Consider the following 17,225-nt stretch of genomic DNA (forward strand, 5'->3'; position numbering starts at 1 on the left):
GGCGAGCTTGCTGTCCACGTAGTCGTCGGCCTCGGCGCGGATCTCCTCCGCCTCGCGGCGGGCGTCGGCCAGGATCCGTTCGGCCTCGGCCACCGACAGCCGCTCCAGCTCCTCCGGGGAGACGCTCTCGTTGGCGGCGTGGATCTGCGCCTCCGGCTCGCTGAGCCCGATGAGCAGGATCTCCGCCTCCGGGTAGAGGCCCTGGAGGGTGTTGCACAGCGGGATCGAGCCGCCCATGCCCGCGGCCTGCATCTCCTGGCCGGGGTAGGCCACGCGCATCGCGGCGGCCATCGAGGCGTAGGCGGGGCTGCCGGTGTCGCCCTGGAAGGGCTGGCCCTGGCCGACCTGCTCGGTGCGGACCCGGGCGCCCCACGGGGTGTGCGCCACCAGGTGCGCCTCCAGCAGCTTGTTCGCCTCCACGGTGTCCATGCCCGGCGGCACCCGCAGGCTGATCAGGGCCTTGGCGGAGGCATGCACGGACGGGGTGGCGCCGACCACCGGCGGGCAGTCGATGCCGAGGACCGTCACCGCGGGCCGGGCCCAGAGCCGGTCGGCGACGGTGCCGTCGCCCTCGCCGATCAGGCCGACCCCGTCCAGCACCTTGGCGTCCCCGCGGAAGTCGGACTCGGGGTACTGCAGGCCCTCCCAGGCGGCGTCGGCGGCGAGCCCGTCCACCGTGGTCGAGCCGTTCTCCGAGCGCAGCGAGTCGAGGACCCGGATCAGCGCGGCGAGGGCGTCCGGGGCGGCGCCGCCGAACATGCCCGAGTGCAGGTTGCCCTCCAGCGTGTCCACCTCGACCCGGACCAGGGTCATGCCGCGCAGGGTGGCCGTGACCGTGGGCAGGCCGAGCCGGAAGTTGCCGGCGTCGCCGATCACGATGGCGTCGGAGGTCAGCAGCTCCGGGTGGGCCTCGGCGTACTGCTGGAGGCCGCCGGTGCCCTGCTCCTCGGAGCCCTCCACGATCACCTTGACCGACACCGGGACCCCGCCGTTGGCCTTCAGCGCCCGCAGCGCCAGCAGGTGCATGACGAACCCGCCCTTGCAGTCCGCGGCGCCGCGGCCGTACCAGCGGCCGTCCCGGTCCGTCAGCTCGAAGGGCGGGGAGACCCAGGCGGCCTCGTCCAGCGGGGGCTGCACGTCGTAGTGCGCGTACAGCAGCACGGTGGGGGCGCCCTCGGGGCCCGGCAGGAAGCCGTACACGGACTGGGTGCCGTCGGGGGTGTCCAGGAGGGCCACGTCCCGGAAGCCCTCGGCGCGCAGCGCGTCCGCCACCCAGTTCGCCGCGCCCTCGCTCTCGCTCTTCGGGAACTGCGCCCAGTCCGCCACCGACCGGAAGGCCACCAGCTCGGCCAGCTCGCTGCGCGCCCCCGGCATCAGGGAGGCGACGGTCTCGGCGATCGGGTGGGAGGTCATGGGCACGCTCCTCGTGGGTGCGACGTTGTACGGGTACGCCGGTACGGGGCGCTTCGTGAGCGCTCCGGGGCCCGGCGGGGACAGAGCCGATCTTCCCACAGCGGTACCGGACCGGGGGCCGCCGTAGGATGCGACCGGCACCGGAGCACTCAGGGGATCAGGAGCGACAGCACATCGTGAGCGAGCACGGGGACCAGCAGGACCGTCAGGACGGCGCGCAGGAGCGGCCGCAGCCCGTCGAACCGGTCGGCGCGGACCGGCCCGCGGCGGACGCCGACGCCGCCCGGGAGCCGGAGCCCGGCGCCGAGGTCGGGCCGGAGTCCGTGGCGGGCGAGGAGTCCGTCGCGGAGTCCGGACCGGGCGCCGCCGGGGCCGAGGCGGCAGCGGCGGCGGAGCCGGGCGCGGACGGGGACCGGGTGGTCTGGGACGTGGTCGTGGTCGGCGCGGGACCGGCCGGGGCCTCGGCCGCGCAGGCCGCCGCGGCGGCCGGGCGCAGGGTCCTGCTGCTGGAGAAGGCCGAGCTGCCCCGGTACAAGACCTGCGGCGGCGGCATCATCGGTCCCTCGCGGGACTCCCTGCCGCCCGGCTTCGTGCTGCCCCTGAAGGACCGGGTGCACGCCGTCACCTTCTCGCTGAACGGCCGTCTCACCCGGACCCGTAGGTCCCGGCACATGCTGTTCGGGCTGGTGGACCGGGCCGAGTTCGACGCCGGTCTGGTCGCGGCGGCCCAGCGGGAGGGGGCCGTGCTGCGGACCGGGGTGACGGTCGCCCGGGTCGAGCAGCACGGCGCGGCCGTGCCGGACCGCCGGACGGTGGCCGTGGTGCTCGCCGACGGCGAGACGGTGCTGGCGCGGGCCGTGGTCGGCGCCGACGGCAGCGCCAGTCGGATCGCCTCGCACGTCGGGGTGAAGACCGAGCAGGTGGACCTGGGCCTGGAGGCCGAGATCCCGGTGCCGGAGACGGTGGCCGAGGACTGGAAGGGCCGGGTCCTGATCGACTGGGGTCCGCTGCCGGGCAGTTACGGCTGGGTCTTTCCCAAGGGCGACACCCTGACCGTCGGTGTGATCTCCGCGCGCGGGGACGGCGCCGCGACCAAGCGGTACCTGGAGGACTTCATCGGGCGGCTGGGCCTGGCCGGTTTCGAACCGGCCCTGTCCTCCGGCCATCTGACGCGCTGCCGCAGCGAGGACTCCCCGCTCTCGCGGGGCCGGGTCCTGGTGGCGGGTGACGCCGCCGGGCTGCTGGAGCCGTGGACCCGCGAGGGCATCTCCTTCGCGCTGCGCTCCGGGCGGCTCGCGGGCGAATGGGCCGTGCGGATCGCCGAGGCGCAGGACGCCGTGGACACCCGCCGGCAGGCCCTGAACTACGCCTTCGCGGTGAAGGCCGGGCTGGGCGTGGAGATGGCCGTCGGGCGGCGGATGCTGCACCTGTTCGAGAGCAAGCCGGGGATGCTGCACGCGGCGATCACCGGTTTCCGGCCGGCCTGGCGGGCCTTCACGCGGATCACCCGCGGGTCCAGCACGCTCGCCGAGATGGTCCGTACGCACGCGGGGGCCCGCAAGGCCCTGCACCTGCTGGACCGCAGGCAGGCCGCGGCGGCGGCCGCCGCCGGTTCCGGAGGTCCGGTCGCGGCCGGTGCCGAGGGGCCGGAGGAGCCCGCCACGGAGACCGCTAGCGCACCGTGAGCCGGAAGACCGGGTGGTCCGGGGCGGCGGCGCGCAGCTCCTCCTCGGAGGAGTCCGCGGTGACGCCCCGGAAGAACCGGTCCACCTCCCACCCCCACTTCCGCAGGTAGGCGCGGAGGATCTCGGGGCTCTCGGCCGCCGGTACCTCCACGGCCGTGAAGGCGCGCGCCTTGCGGCCGACGCGGAGTTCGCCGCCGCCCGCGGCGCGCATGTTGCGCACCCACTGGGAGTGGCCGCGGGCGGAGACCAGGTACAGGGTGCCGTCGGTGTGCGGGTACGGGTTGACGGGGATGCGCTGCATGGTGCCCGAGACCCGGCCCCGCACCGACAGTTCGGCGGAGCCCGCGAGGCTGATGCCGAGGCGGGCGAGCCGGCCGAAGAGGGCGTTGAAGCGGGTGGCGAAGCGGCCGACGGGCACGTAGTAGGGCTGCGGAACGGGGCTGCTGCTGGTCATGTCGGCCTCCCGGCCCATCCGTGCGAGAGCGGTGCTCTCGCTCATGAGCAGTGTGCACGGATCGCCGCGGCGAAGCAAGAGCACCGCTCTCTTTTGTGGTCGCCGATCTGTTTCCGTGGCAGACTGCTGCCATGAACACCGTCCGAGGGGCCCGGGAGCGCGCCCGCACCGAAGTGGCCGCCGCGATCAAGGACGAGGCCCGCCGCATGCTGGCCGCCGAGGGCGCGGCCCGGCTCTCCCTCCGGGCCGTCGCCCGCGAGGTGGGCATGGTCTCCTCGGCCCTGTACCGCTACTTCCCCAGCCGCGACGACCTCCTCACGGCCTTGATCATCGACGCCTACGACAGCCTGGGCGCGGCGGCGGAAGGTGCGGACGAGGCCTCCGGTGAGCTGCGGCCGCGCGAGCGCTGGAACGCCGTGTGCGCCGCCGTCCGGGGCTGGGCACTGGCCCACCCGCACGAGTTCGCGCTCGTCTACGGCTCGCCCGTGCCGGGATACGCCGCCCCGCAGGACACCGTGGGCCCGGCCTCCCGGGTCGCCGAGTGCCTGATCGGAGTGGTCCGCGCGGCCCACGCGGGCGAGGGCCTGGACCGACCGCCGCTGCCCGCCGGGCTCCGCGCCGAGGCCGAGCGGATGACGGCCGACTTCGCCGAGGGACTGCCCCCGGAGGCCACCGCGGCGCTGGTGGCCGCCTGGGCACAGCTGGTCGGCCTGCTGTCCTTCGAACTCTTCGGGCAGTTCCACCGCGTGGTCGAGGACCGGGACGCGTTCTACGCCCACGCGGCGGACCGCCTCGCCGGGGAGGTCGGCCTCCGGGCCGCCTGAGCCCGGACCCCGGGATCAGATCGGCGAGGTGTCCTGCCAGAGGCGGGCCAGGGCGAGATCGCCCGTCACCCCGGGACCGGCCAGCGGCACCCGGTTCCACAGCGCCGCGTACAGCCACTCCGCGGTGCCCGTGGCCTCGCAGTCCGCCGGGCCCGAGGCGTCCCGTACGGTCCGCGGCGGCTCCGCGGACAGGTGCACGCTCCACACCGCCCCGGTGTCGGCGGCCCGCACCCGCAGCACCTTCGGCGCCCCGTCCGGGGTCCGCACCCGGCTGCGCGGACGGGCGTGGAAACCGCGCAGCAGCTCGTCCACTCCGTCCTCCGCGAGCGCCGCCGCCACCGGGCCGACCGCCCCGCCGAGCGCCGACTCCGCGTCCAGCCGGTGCACCGTGTTCTCGTGCGCCTGGCGCCGCGCCCAGAACTCCACCGGGGAGGCCGGCGCGGTGGGCAGGAAGGTCCAGCACTCCCGGTCCGCCGGAGCCGAGGCCAGCGTGTCCACCAGCGCCCGGTGCCCGTCGCGGAACCAGGTCAGCAGCTCACCGCCCGCGAGGTCCGGCGCCTCGACGAACGGACCCGGTTCCAGCAGGCCCTCGCCCACGTGGCGAGCGGCCCAGCGGTGCACCGAACCCGTGTGCCGCAGCAGATCGGTCACCCGCCAGCCGGGACAGTTCGGCACCGCGGCCTCCGTGCCGGCCCGTTCCGCGGCCTCCGCCAGGGCGGCCCCCTCCAGCTCGACGATCTTGACGTAGTCCGTGGTCCCCAGGACCTTCGTGATCTCCATGGCGCGGAGTCTGCCGGCCGCCGTGCCCGGGCAGCAGTGCATTACCGGCCCCGCCGTGGTCGGTGCGAGCATGGGGACGGAACCGGGGGCGTCCCCCGAGTGGGAAGGATCCGCCGTGCACGGAGAGCTCTTCCCGCGCGAGCGCGCCGAGACCGCCCCGGGCGCCGTCCACCTCCCCGACTGGCTCGACCCCACCGCGCAGGCCGCCCTGGTCGAGGACTGCCGCCGCTGGGCCCGCCCGCCCGCCGGGCTCCGCACCGTCCGCACCCCCGGCGGCACCATGACCGCCCGCCAGTTCTGCCTGGGCCTGCACTGGTACCCGTACGGCTACGCCCGGACCGCCGTGGACGGGGACGGCGCCCCCGTGAAGCCGATGCCCCCGGCCCTGGACGCCCTGGCCCGGGAAGCCGTCCTGGCCGCCTACGGCACCCCGGCCGGTCCGGAGCCCTACGACATCGCCCTCGTCAACTTCTACGACGCCGACGCCCGCATGGGCATGCACCGCGACGCCGACGAGCACTCCGACGCCCCGGTGGTCTCCCTGAGCCTCGGCGACAGCTGCGTGTTCCGCTTCGGCACCGCGGCTTCGCGGGGGCGACCGTACCGGGACGTGGAGCTGCGCAGCGGTGACCTGTTCGTCTTCGGCGGGCCCGCCCGGCACGCCTACCACGGGGTGACGCGGATCCTGCCCGACACGGCGCCCCCGGAGCTGGGCCTCACCGGCCGCCTCAACATCACCCTGCGGGTCAGCGGGACGGCCTGAGCGCCGCCGCCCCGGGGCGCGGATGCGGAACGCGTCCCGGATCATGCGAGGATCGGCCCCATGAACGGCAACGAGGCCCCGCGGCAGGTGGGGGACGTGTCCACGCGGACCCGACTGGAACGGGGCCGCGGAGCCCTCGGCCCGGCCCTGGAACTCGTCCACACCGGCCGCGCCCCCACCCGTGCCGTCCTCACCGCCGAACTGGGCGTCACGCGGGCCACCGCCGGGGCCGTGGCCGCCGAGCTGGAAGCCCTGGGCCTGATCCGCGTGGATTCCCGCCCCCAGGTCGCCGGCGGCTCACAGGGTCGTCCCTCGCACCGGCTGGCCATCGAGGAGGACGGGCCGGTGGCGCTGGCCGCGCAGGTCCACCCGGACGGGTTCCGGGCCGCGCTCGTCGGGCTCGGCGGTCGGATCGTGGCCACCACCCCCGGACAGGTCACCGTCTCCGCCGACCCGGCGCAGGTCCTGGGCGCCGTCGTCGAGGCCGGGGCCGCCCTGCTCGCCGCGAGCGGCCGGCGCTGCGTCGGGGCCGGTCTCGCGGTGCCCTCGGCCGTCGCCGAACCCGACGGCACCGCCCTCAATCCGCTGCACCTGGCCTGGCCCGCGGGGGCCCCGGTGCGCGCCATCTTCGCCGAACGGGTCCGTGCCGCCGGGATCGAGGGTCCCGCGCTGGCCGGCAACGACGTCAACCTCGCCGCGCTCGCCGAGCACCGGCACGGGGCCGGCCGGAGCGCCCAGCACCTGCTGTGCGTGGCCACCGGCCACCGCGGGGTGGGTGGCGCCCTCGTCCTGGACGGCCGCCTGCACAGCGGCAGTTCGGGGCTGGCCCTGGAGGTCGGGCACCTGACGGTGAACCCGGAGGGGCGGGCCTGTCACTGCGGCGGTCGCGGCTGTCTGGACGTGGAGGCCGACCCGTTGGCCTTCCTCACCGCCGCGGGCCGCACCCCCGGCCCCGAGGTGTCCCTGCTCCAGCAGTCCCGGGACCTGCTGCGCGAGGAGTACGAGGACCCCGGGGTGCGGCGCGCCGCGGAGGAGCTCATCGACCGGCTGGGCCTGGGCCTGGCCGGGCTGGTCAACATCCTCAACCCGGACCGCATCATCCTTGGCGGCCTCCACCGGGCCCTGTTGGACGCGGATCCGGAGCGGCTGCGGGCCGTGGTCGCCGACCGCAGCCTGTGGGGCCGCAGCGGGGGAGTGCCGATCCTGCCCTGCACCCTCGACCACAACAGCCTGGTGGGCGCGGCCGAACTGGCCTGGCAGCCGGTGCTCGACGACCCGCTCGGCAGCCTGGGCGCGGCGGCCTGACCCGCTCGCGGGCAAGAGCGGTGGCGGCGCCGGGCCCAGGGCCGCGGTCAGGCGGGGAGGGCCTCCGGGACCGCCGGCTCCGTGCGCACCGCTTCCCCGACGGGCACGGTCTCCGTGTGGAGGACGATCGGCGGGCCGGCCGGGTCGGGGCCCGCGGCGGTGGTCAGGGTGAACCAGACGAGCTTTCCCGGGGTGCCGGTCCGCGGCCCCGTTCCGGCCCCGTCCCAGGGCCGCACCCCCCACGCCTGGCTCATCGCGGCGACCAGGGCGAGGCCGCGGCCCCCGGTCTCCAGGGGATCCGCCTGCCGCACCTCGGGCAGTCGGGGGTCGTGGTCGCGGACCGAGACCGTCAGCAGGCCGCCGCGCAGCACCATGTCCACCGCGCACGTCTTGTCCGGCTGGGCGTGCCGGTGGACGTTGCTCAGGAGTTCGGTGACGCCGAGCGCGGCCCGGTCTATGAGGGGATCGAGCTGCCAGTGGCGAAGTTGAGCAGAAACGATTCTGCGGATCTGTCCGATGCGAGCGGGCAGAGCGTCGAGCTCCACCGCGCAGTGCCGGTACGAGTGACTGATCACAGCTGCGACTCCCCGAAAGTGGTCCGGAAGAAGACGGCGGTGCGAACCGGCGCGCGCTGACGCGGTGCGTGCGCGGGGGCACGGTGAGTGAGGCGCCTCCAGCGTGCCCCCGTGGTGCGGTGGTCCGCAACTCGCGGGGCGGTGCGCGGGCTCCGGAGCGCGGTGACCGATCGCCTCGGGCGCCGGCGGGGCTCGGGTCCGGCCGGGTGGGAGCGCGTCGGAGGGACGGACGCGGACCGCGCGGGACCCGGACATGCCGCATCCGGTGCTCCTCCGTCGCCGGTGGGGCCCGAGCGCGGCTGATCCGGGTGCTCGACGCGGCGCCGGCGGAGGAACGGGCGTGGGCGGGCCGAGCGGCCGGGCCCCGCCCACCGGGCGGGTCCGATTTCGGCCATGAGGCCCCAGGGGCGGGTCAGGGGAGGGTCAGGGACGGGCGGCGCGGGCCCGGCGGACGGCCTCCAGGAAGCGGCCGGAGGGCATCCGGAGTCGGTAGCGGGTGCCGTTCAACCGGGCCACCGTGGCCCGCCGACCGCTCAGCCAGGACCGGGCCGCGCGCACGGCGCCGACCGGCGCGCTGTCGATCTCCTGGTCCCTGCTCGTCAGCAGGTGCACCCGGCCGTCGCGGATCAGCACCTTGCCCGCCCGGGTCAGCGCCCGCGGCCAGCGGTCGATCCGTACGCCCGTTGCGGTGAACTCCGGTTCGGTCATGGCGGGCCGCCCCCTTCCGTCCCGACCAGCATGCCCGGCCGGAGGCCCCCGCGCCAGGGCTCCCGAGGGCTCGTACGGGCGTTCCCCAAGCGATTGCGATGGAACCCCAAAGCGACTGTTTGCGCAGGTCCGGGGAGTACATTGCGAGGAAGGGGACCATCGGGATCGAGGAGCAGGGCACATGAGCACCACCGGACAGCAGACCCGCGCGCAGGGAGTCGAGGGCCCCCGGGCGACCGTGGACGCCGACCGCAGCGACGCCGAGTACCGGGCCTGGCTGAAAGAGGCCGTCCGCAAGGTGCAGGCGGACGCCAACCGCTCCGCCGACACCCACCTGCTCCGCTTCCCGCTACCCGAGGAGTGGGGCATCGACCTCTACCTGAAGGACGAGTCCACCCACCCCACGGGCTCCCTCAAGCACCGCCTGGCGCGCTCGCTGTTCCTGTACGCCCTGTGCAACGGCTGGGTGCGCCCGGGCCGTCCGGTGATCGAGGCGTCCAGCGGTTCCACGGCCGTCTCCGAGGCGTACTTCGCCAAGCTGATCGGGGTGCCGTTCATCGCGGTGATGCCGCGCACCACCAGCCCCGAGAAGTGCCGGCTCATCGAATTCCACGGCGGCCGCTGCCACTTCGTGGACGACCCGATGAAGATGTACGAGGAGTCCGCCCAGCTCGCCGCGGAGACCGGCGGGCACTACATGGACCAGTTCACCTACGCGGAGCGGGCCACCGACTGGCGCGGCAACAACAACATCGCCGAGTCGATGTACCAGCAGCTGCGCCTGGAGCGGTATCCCGAGCCCGCGTGGATCGTGGCGACGGCGGGCACCGGCGGCACCTCGGCCACCATCGCCCGCTACGTGCACTACATGCAGCACGACACCCGCATCTGCGTCCCCGACCCGGAGAACTCCTGCTTCTTCGACGGCTGGACCCGCAACGACCCGCACGCGCACAGCGATTGCGGCTCCCGGATCGAGGGCATCGGACGGCCCCGCATGGAGCCCAGCTTCGTGCCGGGGGCCATCGACCGGATGATGAAGGTCCCCGACGCCGCGAGCGTCGCGGCCTGCCGCGCCCTGGAGCGGGCGATCGGGCGGAAGGCGGGCGGCTCCACCGGCACCGGCCTGTGGAGCGCCCTGAAGATCGTCGCCGAGATGGTGGCGGAGGGCCGCACCGGCAGCGTGGTCACCCTGCTCTGCGACCCGGGCGACCGCTACCTGGACAAGTACTACTCCGACGACTGGGTGGCCGCGCAGGGCCTCGACCTTGCCCCGTACACCGCCACCATCGAGACCCTCTTCGCCACCGGCACCTGGCACGAACCCGGAGCGTGAGCCGGGTCGGCGCCCTCCCGGGGACCGCCCCGGCGGGGCGCCGACCGGTCAGCCCCGCTGCGGGGCCGCGAGCCGGCGGTCCAGGGCCCGGGTGGCGTCGCGGAAGGCCCGCCCCAGACCGGGCCGGGCGGAGCGCAGCGCCAGCCGGAAGGGGGCCGGGCCGGTGGTGGCGAAGGTCCAGCGGACCCGGGTGCCGGTGCCGGCCGGTGTCAGCCGCCACTCCTCCAACAGGGCCTGCGGACCGGGCAGGTTGGTCTCGTCCACCCGGTAGGCGTACCGGCGGCCGGGGTCGGCGGCCATCACCGTTTCCTCGAAGCGGACCCCGCCGACCAGGCGGACCTCCCGGCCGGCCCCGCCGTGCATCGGTCGCGCCAGGGTCACGGCCCGGAACCAGGCCGGCCAGCCGGTGACCTCCTCGGCCAGGGCCCGGTACACCGCGTCCGCGTCGGAGCGGACCTCCGTCTCGAAGACCAGGCGGACCGGGGCGGACTCGGCGAAGTCCATTCCCACCGGGCGGAGTCGGCGTCTCATGGCGGGGTCTCCCTGTCGGTCGGCGAGGGGGCGGGCGGCGAACGCGGCGCGGGTGTGAGGGCGGCGGGGCGCGAGGGAAGGGAAGGCGGGCGGGCGACGGCGGTGCGGGAGGCCGGTCGACGTCCGCGTCACCCTAACTGACCGGAAGTCAGAAGTCTGCGGGGCGGCGGTCGTTCCGTCGGGATCGCGGCGGTCGCGTCCGGCGCGGGGGCTGGGCAGTCCGCCCGGCCGCCGCGATGCTGGTGAGGGGCCGGGCCCGCGCGGCGGGCCCGCGCACCTGCACCACGGGAGGAGCCGCCGTGCCCGCATCCCCGCCCCCCGCCCTCGAACTCCTGGTCCACGGCGTGGCCGGGGCCACCCCCGAGGAACTGCTCGGTGACCCGCGGACCGTGCGGGTCACGGGCGACACCACCGCCGCCGTGTTCCGTCGCGCCGAGGACGCCGATGCCGAGGACCGCCCCGAACGCGATCCGGGGCCGCCGATCCCCGAGGCGTACTGCTGGTCCCGGCTCACCTCCGGCAACGGGGCCCGGGCCCTGTGGCTGCTCCTGTTGCCCTTCATGGTGGTCAACCTCGCGCACTGGAACCGGCCCGCCGCCGCGGCCTCGACCCGCACCGTCCGGCTGTACGGGGTCCTGGTCCGGCTGGTCGCGCTGAGCCTGACCGTGCTCCTGGTGGCCGCCGCCTGCGAGGTGGCCCTGGACCTGGTGGCCTGGCAGTGCGCCGGCGACGCGCGCTGCGCCGCCGCCCGCGGGCCCCTGGAGCTTCTCGGCCCCGGCTCCGCCCCCGCCCAACCCGGCCGCCGGCTGGCCCTGGCCGCCCTGGTCCCCGCGGCCCTGACCGGGCTGCTCTGGTACCTGGCGCACCGCACCTGGAGCGCCTACGAGTCGCAGCCGCCGCCCCAGGCGGCCCCGCCCGCCGCCGAGGGCCCGGCCCTCGCCCCCGTACCCGACCCGGCGCCCGGGGCCACCGCGCCGGAGCCCGACGGGAAGTCCGCACCCGGACGCGCCCCGGGCGCCGTGCGGGGGGCCGACTCCGACCCGGCGCCGGAGGAGGACCGCGACCTCGGTGCGGACCCCCTCGGGCGGCCGGGTTTCTGGTACGGGCGCAGGCTGGTGGCCCGGCTGCGGGCCGCCCACACCGCGGCCGGGCTGCTCACCGTGGCCGCCGCCGTGTCCGTGCCGACCGCGGCGCGGGACCGGCGGGCCGCCCCCGGCTCCACGCTCGACGCCGCCGGCTGGGTCATCCAGGGCCTGCTGGCGGCGGCGGCCCTGGCCGTGGTCGTGGTGGTCTGCCGGCGGGGCCGCGCCGAACGCCGCCCGGACCCGGCCCGCGACCTGGCCCTCACCCGGGCCCTGACCGCCGGCGCCCTGGCCCTGCTGCTGATCGCCGCCGGATACGCGGCCTGGGACCGCCCCGACTGGCGGTCCGCGGGACGCCTCCCGGGGGACGCCGTCTTCGGCCTGCTCGTCCTCCTGCAGGCAGTGCTGGTCCTCGGCTCGGCGGTCACGGCGGCCCGGCTGCACCGCCGGGCCCCCGATCCGCGGGCGGCCCTGCGCGGCCTGGGGGGTCCGGCGGTGGCCATGCTGGCCTGCGCCCTGGGCGGGGTGATGTCCGGGGGAGTGGCCCGCTGGGTCGCGGACCGGCTGGATGACGGGGCGGGCGCCGGGGCGCCGCTGCCGGGGCCGCCGGTCCTGCTCTCCTGGCAGGCCGCGGTGCTGCCGCCGCTGGCGGTCGTCCTGCTGCTGCTCGCGGCCGGGTTCGCGGTGCGCGGACTGGCGTTGCGGCGGCGCCTGACCGCGGGGATCGCGGCCGAGTATCCCGGGCAGGGTGTGGACCCGGCCCGCAGCCGGTCCGTGGCGGGGGCCCGGGCCGCCGCCACCCTGACCGACGCCGTGCCGTGGCTCGCCGCCGCGGTGGCCGTCCTGTCGCTGGTCCTGGGGGCCGCCGCGGTGGCGGGGGCCTGGCTCACCGGCCGGGTCCCCGGTGAGGCCGCCCGGGGGAGCCATCCGCTTCTGACGGCGGCCGCGGAAGCCGCCCAGGACGCCGGCTCCTGGCTCACCGGCTTCGCCTTCCTGCTCTTCGTCACCTGGGGCCGCCGCGCCTACCGCGATCCGGCGGCCCGCCGCACCGTCGGCATCCTGTGGGACGTGGGCACCTTCTGGCCCCGGGCCGCCCACCCCTTCGCCCCGCCCTGCTACGCCGAACGCGCCGTACCCGATCTGACCTGGCGGATCACCACCTGGACGGCCCGGACCGGCGGCCGGGTGGTGCTGTCCGGGCACTCCCAGGGCAGTGTCCTCGCCGCCGCCGCGGTGCGGCAGCTGCCGCCCGAGGTCCGCGCCCGGGTCGCGCTGCTCACCCACGGCTCCCCGCTGGCCCGGCTGTACGGGCGCTGGTTCCCCGCCTACTTCGGGCCGGAGCCGCTGTCCGCCCTGCACCGGGACCTGGTCTGCTGGCGGAACCTGTGGCGGGACACCGACCCCATCGGCGGCCCGGTGCTGGGCGCGGCGGACGACGTGGACCTCGGCCCCCTGAAGGACCCCCTGGCCTACGGGCGGACGGCCGAACACCCGCTGCCCGCACCCCTGCTGGGGCACGAGGACTACCAGGCGGATCCGGTGTTCGCCGCCGAACGGCAGGCCCTGTTGGCCCGCCTCGACTCCGTGTCCGGCGGCCCGGTCGGACTGCCGGGCCCGCGGCTCAGCCCGGCGCCGGGGCCGCCGTCCGCTCCGGGAGCGGCGGCAGGTCCTCCGGGAACAACAGGGTGAGTTGGTCGGTGTCGGCCTCCGGGAGCCGGGCCAGCCGGCCGGCGTGCCGCTCCACCATCGCCTCGAAGGTCTGCCGGGCGGTCCGGCCGTTCCCGAAGGCCGGACCCCGGTGCAGGGTCGTCAGCGCGCCGAAGTACTCCAACAGGGCCTCGGAGGTGCCCGGCGCGAGCCGGTACTCGTGCTCCTCGGCCTGTTGCCCGACGATGCTCAGCAGGTCCTCCGGTCCGTAGTCGCCGAAGGTGATGGTCCGTGAGAAGCGGGAGGCCACACCGGGGTTGACGGTCAGGAACCGCTCCATCTCCGCCGTGTACCCGGCCACGATCACCACCACCGCCTCCCGGTGGTCCTCCATCAGCTTCACCAGCGTGTCGATGGCCTCCCGGCCGAAGTCCCGGCCGGAGTCCTCCGGTGCCAGCGCGTACGCCTCGTCGATGAACAGCACCCCGCCGCGGGCCCGGTCGAAGGCCTCCTGGGTGCGCAGCGCCGTGGAGCCGATGTGCTCGCCGACCAGGTCCACCCGGGACACCTCCACCAGGTGCCCGCGCTCCAGCACCCCGAGGGAGGCCAGGATCTCCCCGTACAGCCGGGCCACCGTGGTCTTCCCCGTGCCGGGGGAGCCGGTGAACACGAGGTGGCGGCGGACCGAGGCCGCCTTGAGGCCGGCCTGCTGCCGGCGCCGCCCCACCTCGATCATGTCGGTGAGGGCCCGTACCTCCCGCTTGACGCTCTCCAGGCCCACCAGCCCGTCCAGGGCTCCCAGCACCTCGTCCGCCCCGCGGGCGGCCGTGCGGATCCCCGGGGGGCCGGACGCGGGCGGTTCGCCGACGGGAGCCTCCTGCCGGGGCACCACGGGCACCGGCTCGACCGGGGCGACGGCGGGGCGGGGCGCGCTGGTCTGGGTCAGGGGCTGCGGGCCGGGCGCGACGGCACCCGGCCGGGCCGGGCCGCTGCCGTCGGAGGTGCAGTCGTGGGCCACGGGCCCCTCCTCGGGGAACTCGTACCCGCCGCGCGCGCAGCGTTCGGTACGACACCCCGTCAGCACCGTCCGGCAGCCGTCCAGGACGTGGAAGCCGAAGCCCTCGCCGTGGGTGACCCGGCAGTCGGTGAAGGAGCCGCGGCCCTCGGCGGACACGTAGAAACCGGATTCGGCGGCCCCGGTGACGGTGCAGCGCTCCACCCGCGGATCGGCCCCCTTGGTGACGATCACCCCGGTCTGTACCCCGTCGATCGTGCAGTCGGTCAGGGTGCCGCCGCTGCCGTGGTCGCGGAACCAGGCCCCGGTGCCGGCCTCCCGGATCCGGCAGCCCTCCACGGCGGCCTCCGCGCCGTCGCTCACGGACACGGCGGTGTTCCGCACCTGCGTCAGATCGCTGTCGTCGACCTCCGCCCGGGAGCCCCGGTCCAGGACGAACACGGCGTCCGGGACGTCGTGGACCCGGCAGCCCGTCAGCGAGGCCGTGGCCCCGTCGCTGATCCACACCGCCGGGTAGTCGCCCGTGCTGTCGTGGATCTCGCACTGCTCGGCGGTGGCGCGGGTGCCGGGGTCCCACACGGAGAGGCCGTTGCGGCCGAACCGGCGCACCGTGGTGCGGGTCAGGGTGAGCACCGAACGGGCCCGCAGGTCGACGGCGTTCTCCGGCACGTCGTGGATGTCGCAGCCGGCCAGGGACAACACGGCGTCGGTGTCCAGGGTGATCCCGTCGGAGGTGGTGCGGTGCACCCGGCAGTCGGTGAGCCGCGCCGCGGCCCGCGCCGACACCTGCACCCCCGTGCCCTTGATCTCGTACACCTCGCAGCCCACGGCCTCCAGGCCCGAGCCCTCACCGGCCACGCTCAACCCCGGGCCGCCGGTGTGGTGGATCCGGCAGCGTTCCAGCCGCGGGTGCGCCCCGCCCCGGACGGTCACCCCGGACTGCCCGGCGCCGACGACCTCGCAGTCCTCGAACACCCCGCCCGCGCCGTCCAGTACGGCCACGGCCACCCCGGCCGGATTGTCCACCGTGCACCGCCGGACCACCGGCCGGCCGTTCCCGCGCACCTCGATCCCCGCCGAACTGCGGGTCACCACGCGCAGGTCGGACAGTTCCGGGGCACCGTCCTCGACGAGCACCGCGGGCGCCGCCGCGTCCTGCCCCTCCAGGTGGAGGTCCTGGATGACGGCGGAGGCACGGACCGTCAGGGCCGGCCCGTCCGCGGGGGCGATGCGCACCGCGCCCGCGGAGCCGTCGGCCCCGCGCAGCGTCACGGCGTGTTCGAGCACCAGGTTCTCGCGGTAGGTGCCGGGGGCGATGGAGAGGACGTCCCCGTCGCCGGCCGCGGCCAGGGCGGCGGAGAGGGAGGGGTATTCGCCGGTGCGGCGCCGCCACCGCGAAGCGCTGCCGTGCGTGACCTGGACCGTGCCCTGAGCCATGGTGCTGTCGTGCCCCCACCTCTGCCGACCTGAACGGGTACCTTCCACCGGCACCGCATTGGTCGCTCCACCGTAGCGCGCGCGGAGCCACCGGGCGGCCCGCTCAGCTGCCGGCGCCCGCCCGGCCCCAGTCGGGCCCGGCCGCCGCCCAGGCCCGATCCAGACGCTCGTACCGCCGATGCACCAGCCGGCGTACGACCAGCCGCCGGAGCGTCTCCGCGAGCGCGGCCACGCCCAGGGCGGCCGCGAACCCGGCCACCACGGCGTGTCCGGTGGCCGCCGCCGGGTCGAGGGGCCGCCCCGCGGGCCGACCCCGGGAGTCCGTCCACACCGTGAACCGCTCCCCGGCCCGGGGCCGTTCCCCGGGCGCCCGCAGGGCGCCCCGGTGCGCGCTGCCGTCCGGCCCGGTCCAGTCGGCGATCACCCGCGGGTACGGCACGGACTGTCGCTGGGCCTGCGGATCGGCGGCCGCCGACAGCGGCCCCGGCGCCGCGGGCCGCAGCACCACCGCGGTCACCTCGTACCGGTGGGCGCGCTGCTCCCGCACGGCCTCCCGCAGGGCCGCGTCCACCCGCGCCCCCGCCGTCCACCCCACCGCCGGTGCCACCAGCAGCAGGCAGAGCAGGGCCAGCAGCGCGGCCCACGCCTCCGCCCGGTCGGTCCTCCGGCACAGCGGATTGCGCCGCCACCGCCACACGCCCGTCGCCGCACGCACCGTCCGGCCACCCCCTTCGGCCTCGCCCCGATCCCCGGTCCCCGCACCCCCGTGCGGGGGTCGTGCCCCTCAGTCCAGGACCCGCACCGGATCGCCGACGCGCACCGTGCCGCGCGTCACCGGAACGAGGTTCTGTCCGAACACCAGTCGCTTTCCGAACCGGCGGTGCCGCCCCAGGGTGAACAGCGGTTCCTTGCCGCGCGCGGCGGTGGTCTGGTCCGTGGTGGTCACCACGCACCGGCCGCACTCGCGGGCCACCCGGAAGGTCACCTCGCCCACCGCGATCCGCCGCCAGCCGTCCTCCTGCCAGGGCTCGGCCCCGGCCACCACCACGTTGGGGCGGAAGCGGTTCATCGGCAGCGGTCCCTCGGCCGCGTGCGGGCCGCCCGCGATCAGGGAGTTCAGGGCCTCCAGCGAGGCGAGGGTGGTGACCAGCAGCGGATAGCCGTCGGCCAGGCTCACCGTCTCGCCGGGCAGGGCGAAATCGGGATCGACGGGCCGGCGGTGCTCGGGGGCGTCCAGGTGCACCAGGCGGACCTCCGTCCCCAGGTGGGCGCTCAGCCAGCGGTGCGCCGGCTCCGGGCCGAGCACCGTCTCCACCTTCTTGCCGAACAGCAGCACCGGGACGAGTTCCCCGCCCGCCTCCGCGGCGGGCGGCACCGGCACGGTCAGGGCCGGGAGTCCCGGTGCGGACAACTCCAGCCCGCCGCCCCCCAGCGGGCGGGCCGAAGCGAGCGCGAGCCGCGGACGGTCGCGCTGGGTCCACACCGTGCCGTCCGGGCCGGTCACCGCCCAGCGGCGGTCCCCGGACAGCCCCCAGGGCTCCACGTCCGCAGCCTCGGGGGAGACTCCCCCCAGGGCCTTCACGGGATGGACATGGAGCGCCTGGACACGCAAGTTGTTCATGGGGGCATGCTGCCACCGGGACCCGGCCCAGCGGCACCCCTCATCAGAC

15 protein-coding genes are annotated in these 17,225 nt (G+C 76.2%); 6 read left to right on the top strand and 9 right to left on the bottom strand.

The features are described 5' to 3' along the window. Window positions 1-1,413 (bottom strand): dipeptidase (locus ABTZ17_RS04650; RefSeq protein ID WP_352194021.1); only part of this gene is annotated, 1,413 nt, incomplete at its 3' end. Between the two features lie 176 nt (window positions 1,414-1,589). On the opposite strand from ABTZ17_RS04650, the gene ABTZ17_RS04655 reads away from it, so the two are divergent. After that, window positions 1,590-3,098, top strand: a complete 1,509-nt coding sequence (locus ABTZ17_RS04655; RefSeq protein ID WP_352194022.1) for a geranylgeranyl reductase family protein — start codon at window positions 1,590-1,592, stop codon at window positions 3,096-3,098. On the opposite strand, the gene ABTZ17_RS04660 is transcribed toward ABTZ17_RS04655, so the two are convergent. Then, window positions 3,085-3,552, bottom strand: a complete 468-nt coding sequence (locus ABTZ17_RS04660; protein WP_352194095.1) for a nitroreductase family deazaflavin-dependent oxidoreductase — start codon at window positions 3,550-3,552, stop codon at window positions 3,085-3,087. The genes ABTZ17_RS04655 and ABTZ17_RS04660 overlap by 14 nt on opposite strands. Before the next feature lie 131 nt (window positions 3,553-3,683). On the opposite strand from ABTZ17_RS04660, the gene ABTZ17_RS04665 reads away from it, so the two are divergent. Next, complete coding sequence (locus tag ABTZ17_RS04665; RefSeq protein WP_352194023.1) at window positions 3,684-4,376, top strand: TetR/AcrR family transcriptional regulator; 693 nt, start codon at window positions 3,684-3,686, stop codon at window positions 4,374-4,376. A 15-nt stretch (window positions 4,377-4,391) separates the two neighbouring features. Here the strand turns inward: ABTZ17_RS04665 and ABTZ17_RS04670 are convergent, their stop codons facing one another. Next, window positions 4,392-5,156 carry a maleylpyruvate isomerase family mycothiol-dependent enzyme gene (locus ABTZ17_RS04670; protein ID WP_502994593.1) on the bottom strand — a complete coding sequence of 255 codons (765 nt, stop codon included), beginning with the start codon at window positions 5,154-5,156 and terminating at the stop codon, window positions 4,392-4,394. Window positions 5,157-5,271: 115 nt separating this feature from the next. On the opposite strand from ABTZ17_RS04670, the gene ABTZ17_RS04675 reads away from it, so the two are divergent. Next, window positions 5,272-5,919, top strand: coding sequence for an alpha-ketoglutarate-dependent dioxygenase AlkB (locus tag ABTZ17_RS04675; RefSeq protein WP_352194024.1), 648 nt, complete (start codon window positions 5,272-5,274; stop codon window positions 5,917-5,919). Window positions 5,920-5,979: 60 nt separating this feature from the next. Beyond that, complete coding sequence (locus ABTZ17_RS04680) at window positions 5,980-7,224, top strand: ROK family protein (protein ID WP_352194025.1); 1,245 nt, start codon at window positions 5,980-5,982, stop codon at window positions 7,222-7,224. Between the two features lie 47 nt (window positions 7,225-7,271). Here the strand turns inward: ABTZ17_RS04680 and ABTZ17_RS04685 are convergent, their stop codons facing one another. Then, window positions 7,272-7,799, bottom strand: coding sequence for an ATP-binding protein (locus ABTZ17_RS04685; protein ID WP_352194026.1), 528 nt, complete (start codon window positions 7,797-7,799; stop codon window positions 7,272-7,274). Between the two features lie 423 nt (window positions 7,800-8,222). Beyond that, window positions 8,223-8,507 (bottom strand): hypothetical protein, encoded by a 285-nt coding sequence (locus ABTZ17_RS04690; protein ID WP_352194027.1) that lies wholly within the window; start codon window positions 8,505-8,507, stop codon window positions 8,223-8,225. Between the two features lie 181 nt (window positions 8,508-8,688). On the opposite strand from ABTZ17_RS04690, the gene cds1 reads away from it, so the two are divergent. Next, a complete protein-coding gene (gene cds1, locus ABTZ17_RS04695) occupies window positions 8,689-9,843 on the top strand; it encodes an L-cysteine desulfhydrase Cds1 (protein ID WP_352194028.1) in 1,155 nt (384 codons plus the stop codon). Window positions 9,844-9,891: 48 nt separating this feature from the next. Here cds1 and ABTZ17_RS04700 read toward each other — a convergent pair whose 3' ends face one another. After that, on the bottom strand, window positions 9,892-10,374 hold the full coding sequence (locus ABTZ17_RS04700) for an SRPBCC family protein (RefSeq protein ID WP_352194029.1): 483 nt from the start codon (window positions 10,372-10,374) through the stop codon (window positions 9,892-9,894). A gap of 236 nt (window positions 10,375-10,610) precedes the next feature. Here ABTZ17_RS04700 and ABTZ17_RS04705 point away from each other — a divergent pair, with 236 nt between their 5' ends. After that, window positions 10,611-13,145 (top strand): hypothetical protein, encoded by a 2,535-nt coding sequence (locus tag ABTZ17_RS04705; RefSeq protein ID WP_352194030.1) that lies wholly within the window; start codon window positions 10,611-10,613, stop codon window positions 13,143-13,145. Here the strand turns inward: ABTZ17_RS04705 and ABTZ17_RS04710 are convergent. The 3 genes from ABTZ17_RS04710 to ABTZ17_RS04720 form a co-directional block, all read right to left on the bottom strand. Beyond that, window positions 13,078-15,555, bottom strand: coding sequence for a right-handed parallel beta-helix repeat-containing protein (locus ABTZ17_RS04710; protein ID WP_352194031.1), 2,478 nt, complete (start codon window positions 15,553-15,555; stop codon window positions 13,078-13,080). The genes ABTZ17_RS04705 and ABTZ17_RS04710 overlap by 68 nt on opposite strands. A 103-nt stretch (window positions 15,556-15,658) precedes the next feature. Continuing rightward, window positions 15,659-16,270, bottom strand: a complete 612-nt coding sequence (locus ABTZ17_RS04715; protein ID WP_352194032.1) for an Rv1733c family protein — start codon at window positions 16,268-16,270, stop codon at window positions 15,659-15,661. 69 nt (window positions 16,271-16,339) lie between these two features. Continuing rightward, the gene (locus tag ABTZ17_RS04720) at window positions 16,340-17,176 is read right to left on the bottom strand and encodes an MOSC domain-containing protein (RefSeq protein ID WP_352194033.1); all 837 of its coding nucleotides are present in this window, start codon (window positions 17,174-17,176) and stop codon (window positions 16,340-16,342) included. Window positions 17,177-17,225: the final 49 nt, after the last annotated feature.

This window comes from Streptomyces sp. NPDC097619 (assembly GCF_040302735.1).
In the GTDB taxonomy this organism is placed as follows: domain Bacteria; phylum Actinomycetota; class Actinomycetes; order Streptomycetales; family Streptomycetaceae; genus Streptomyces.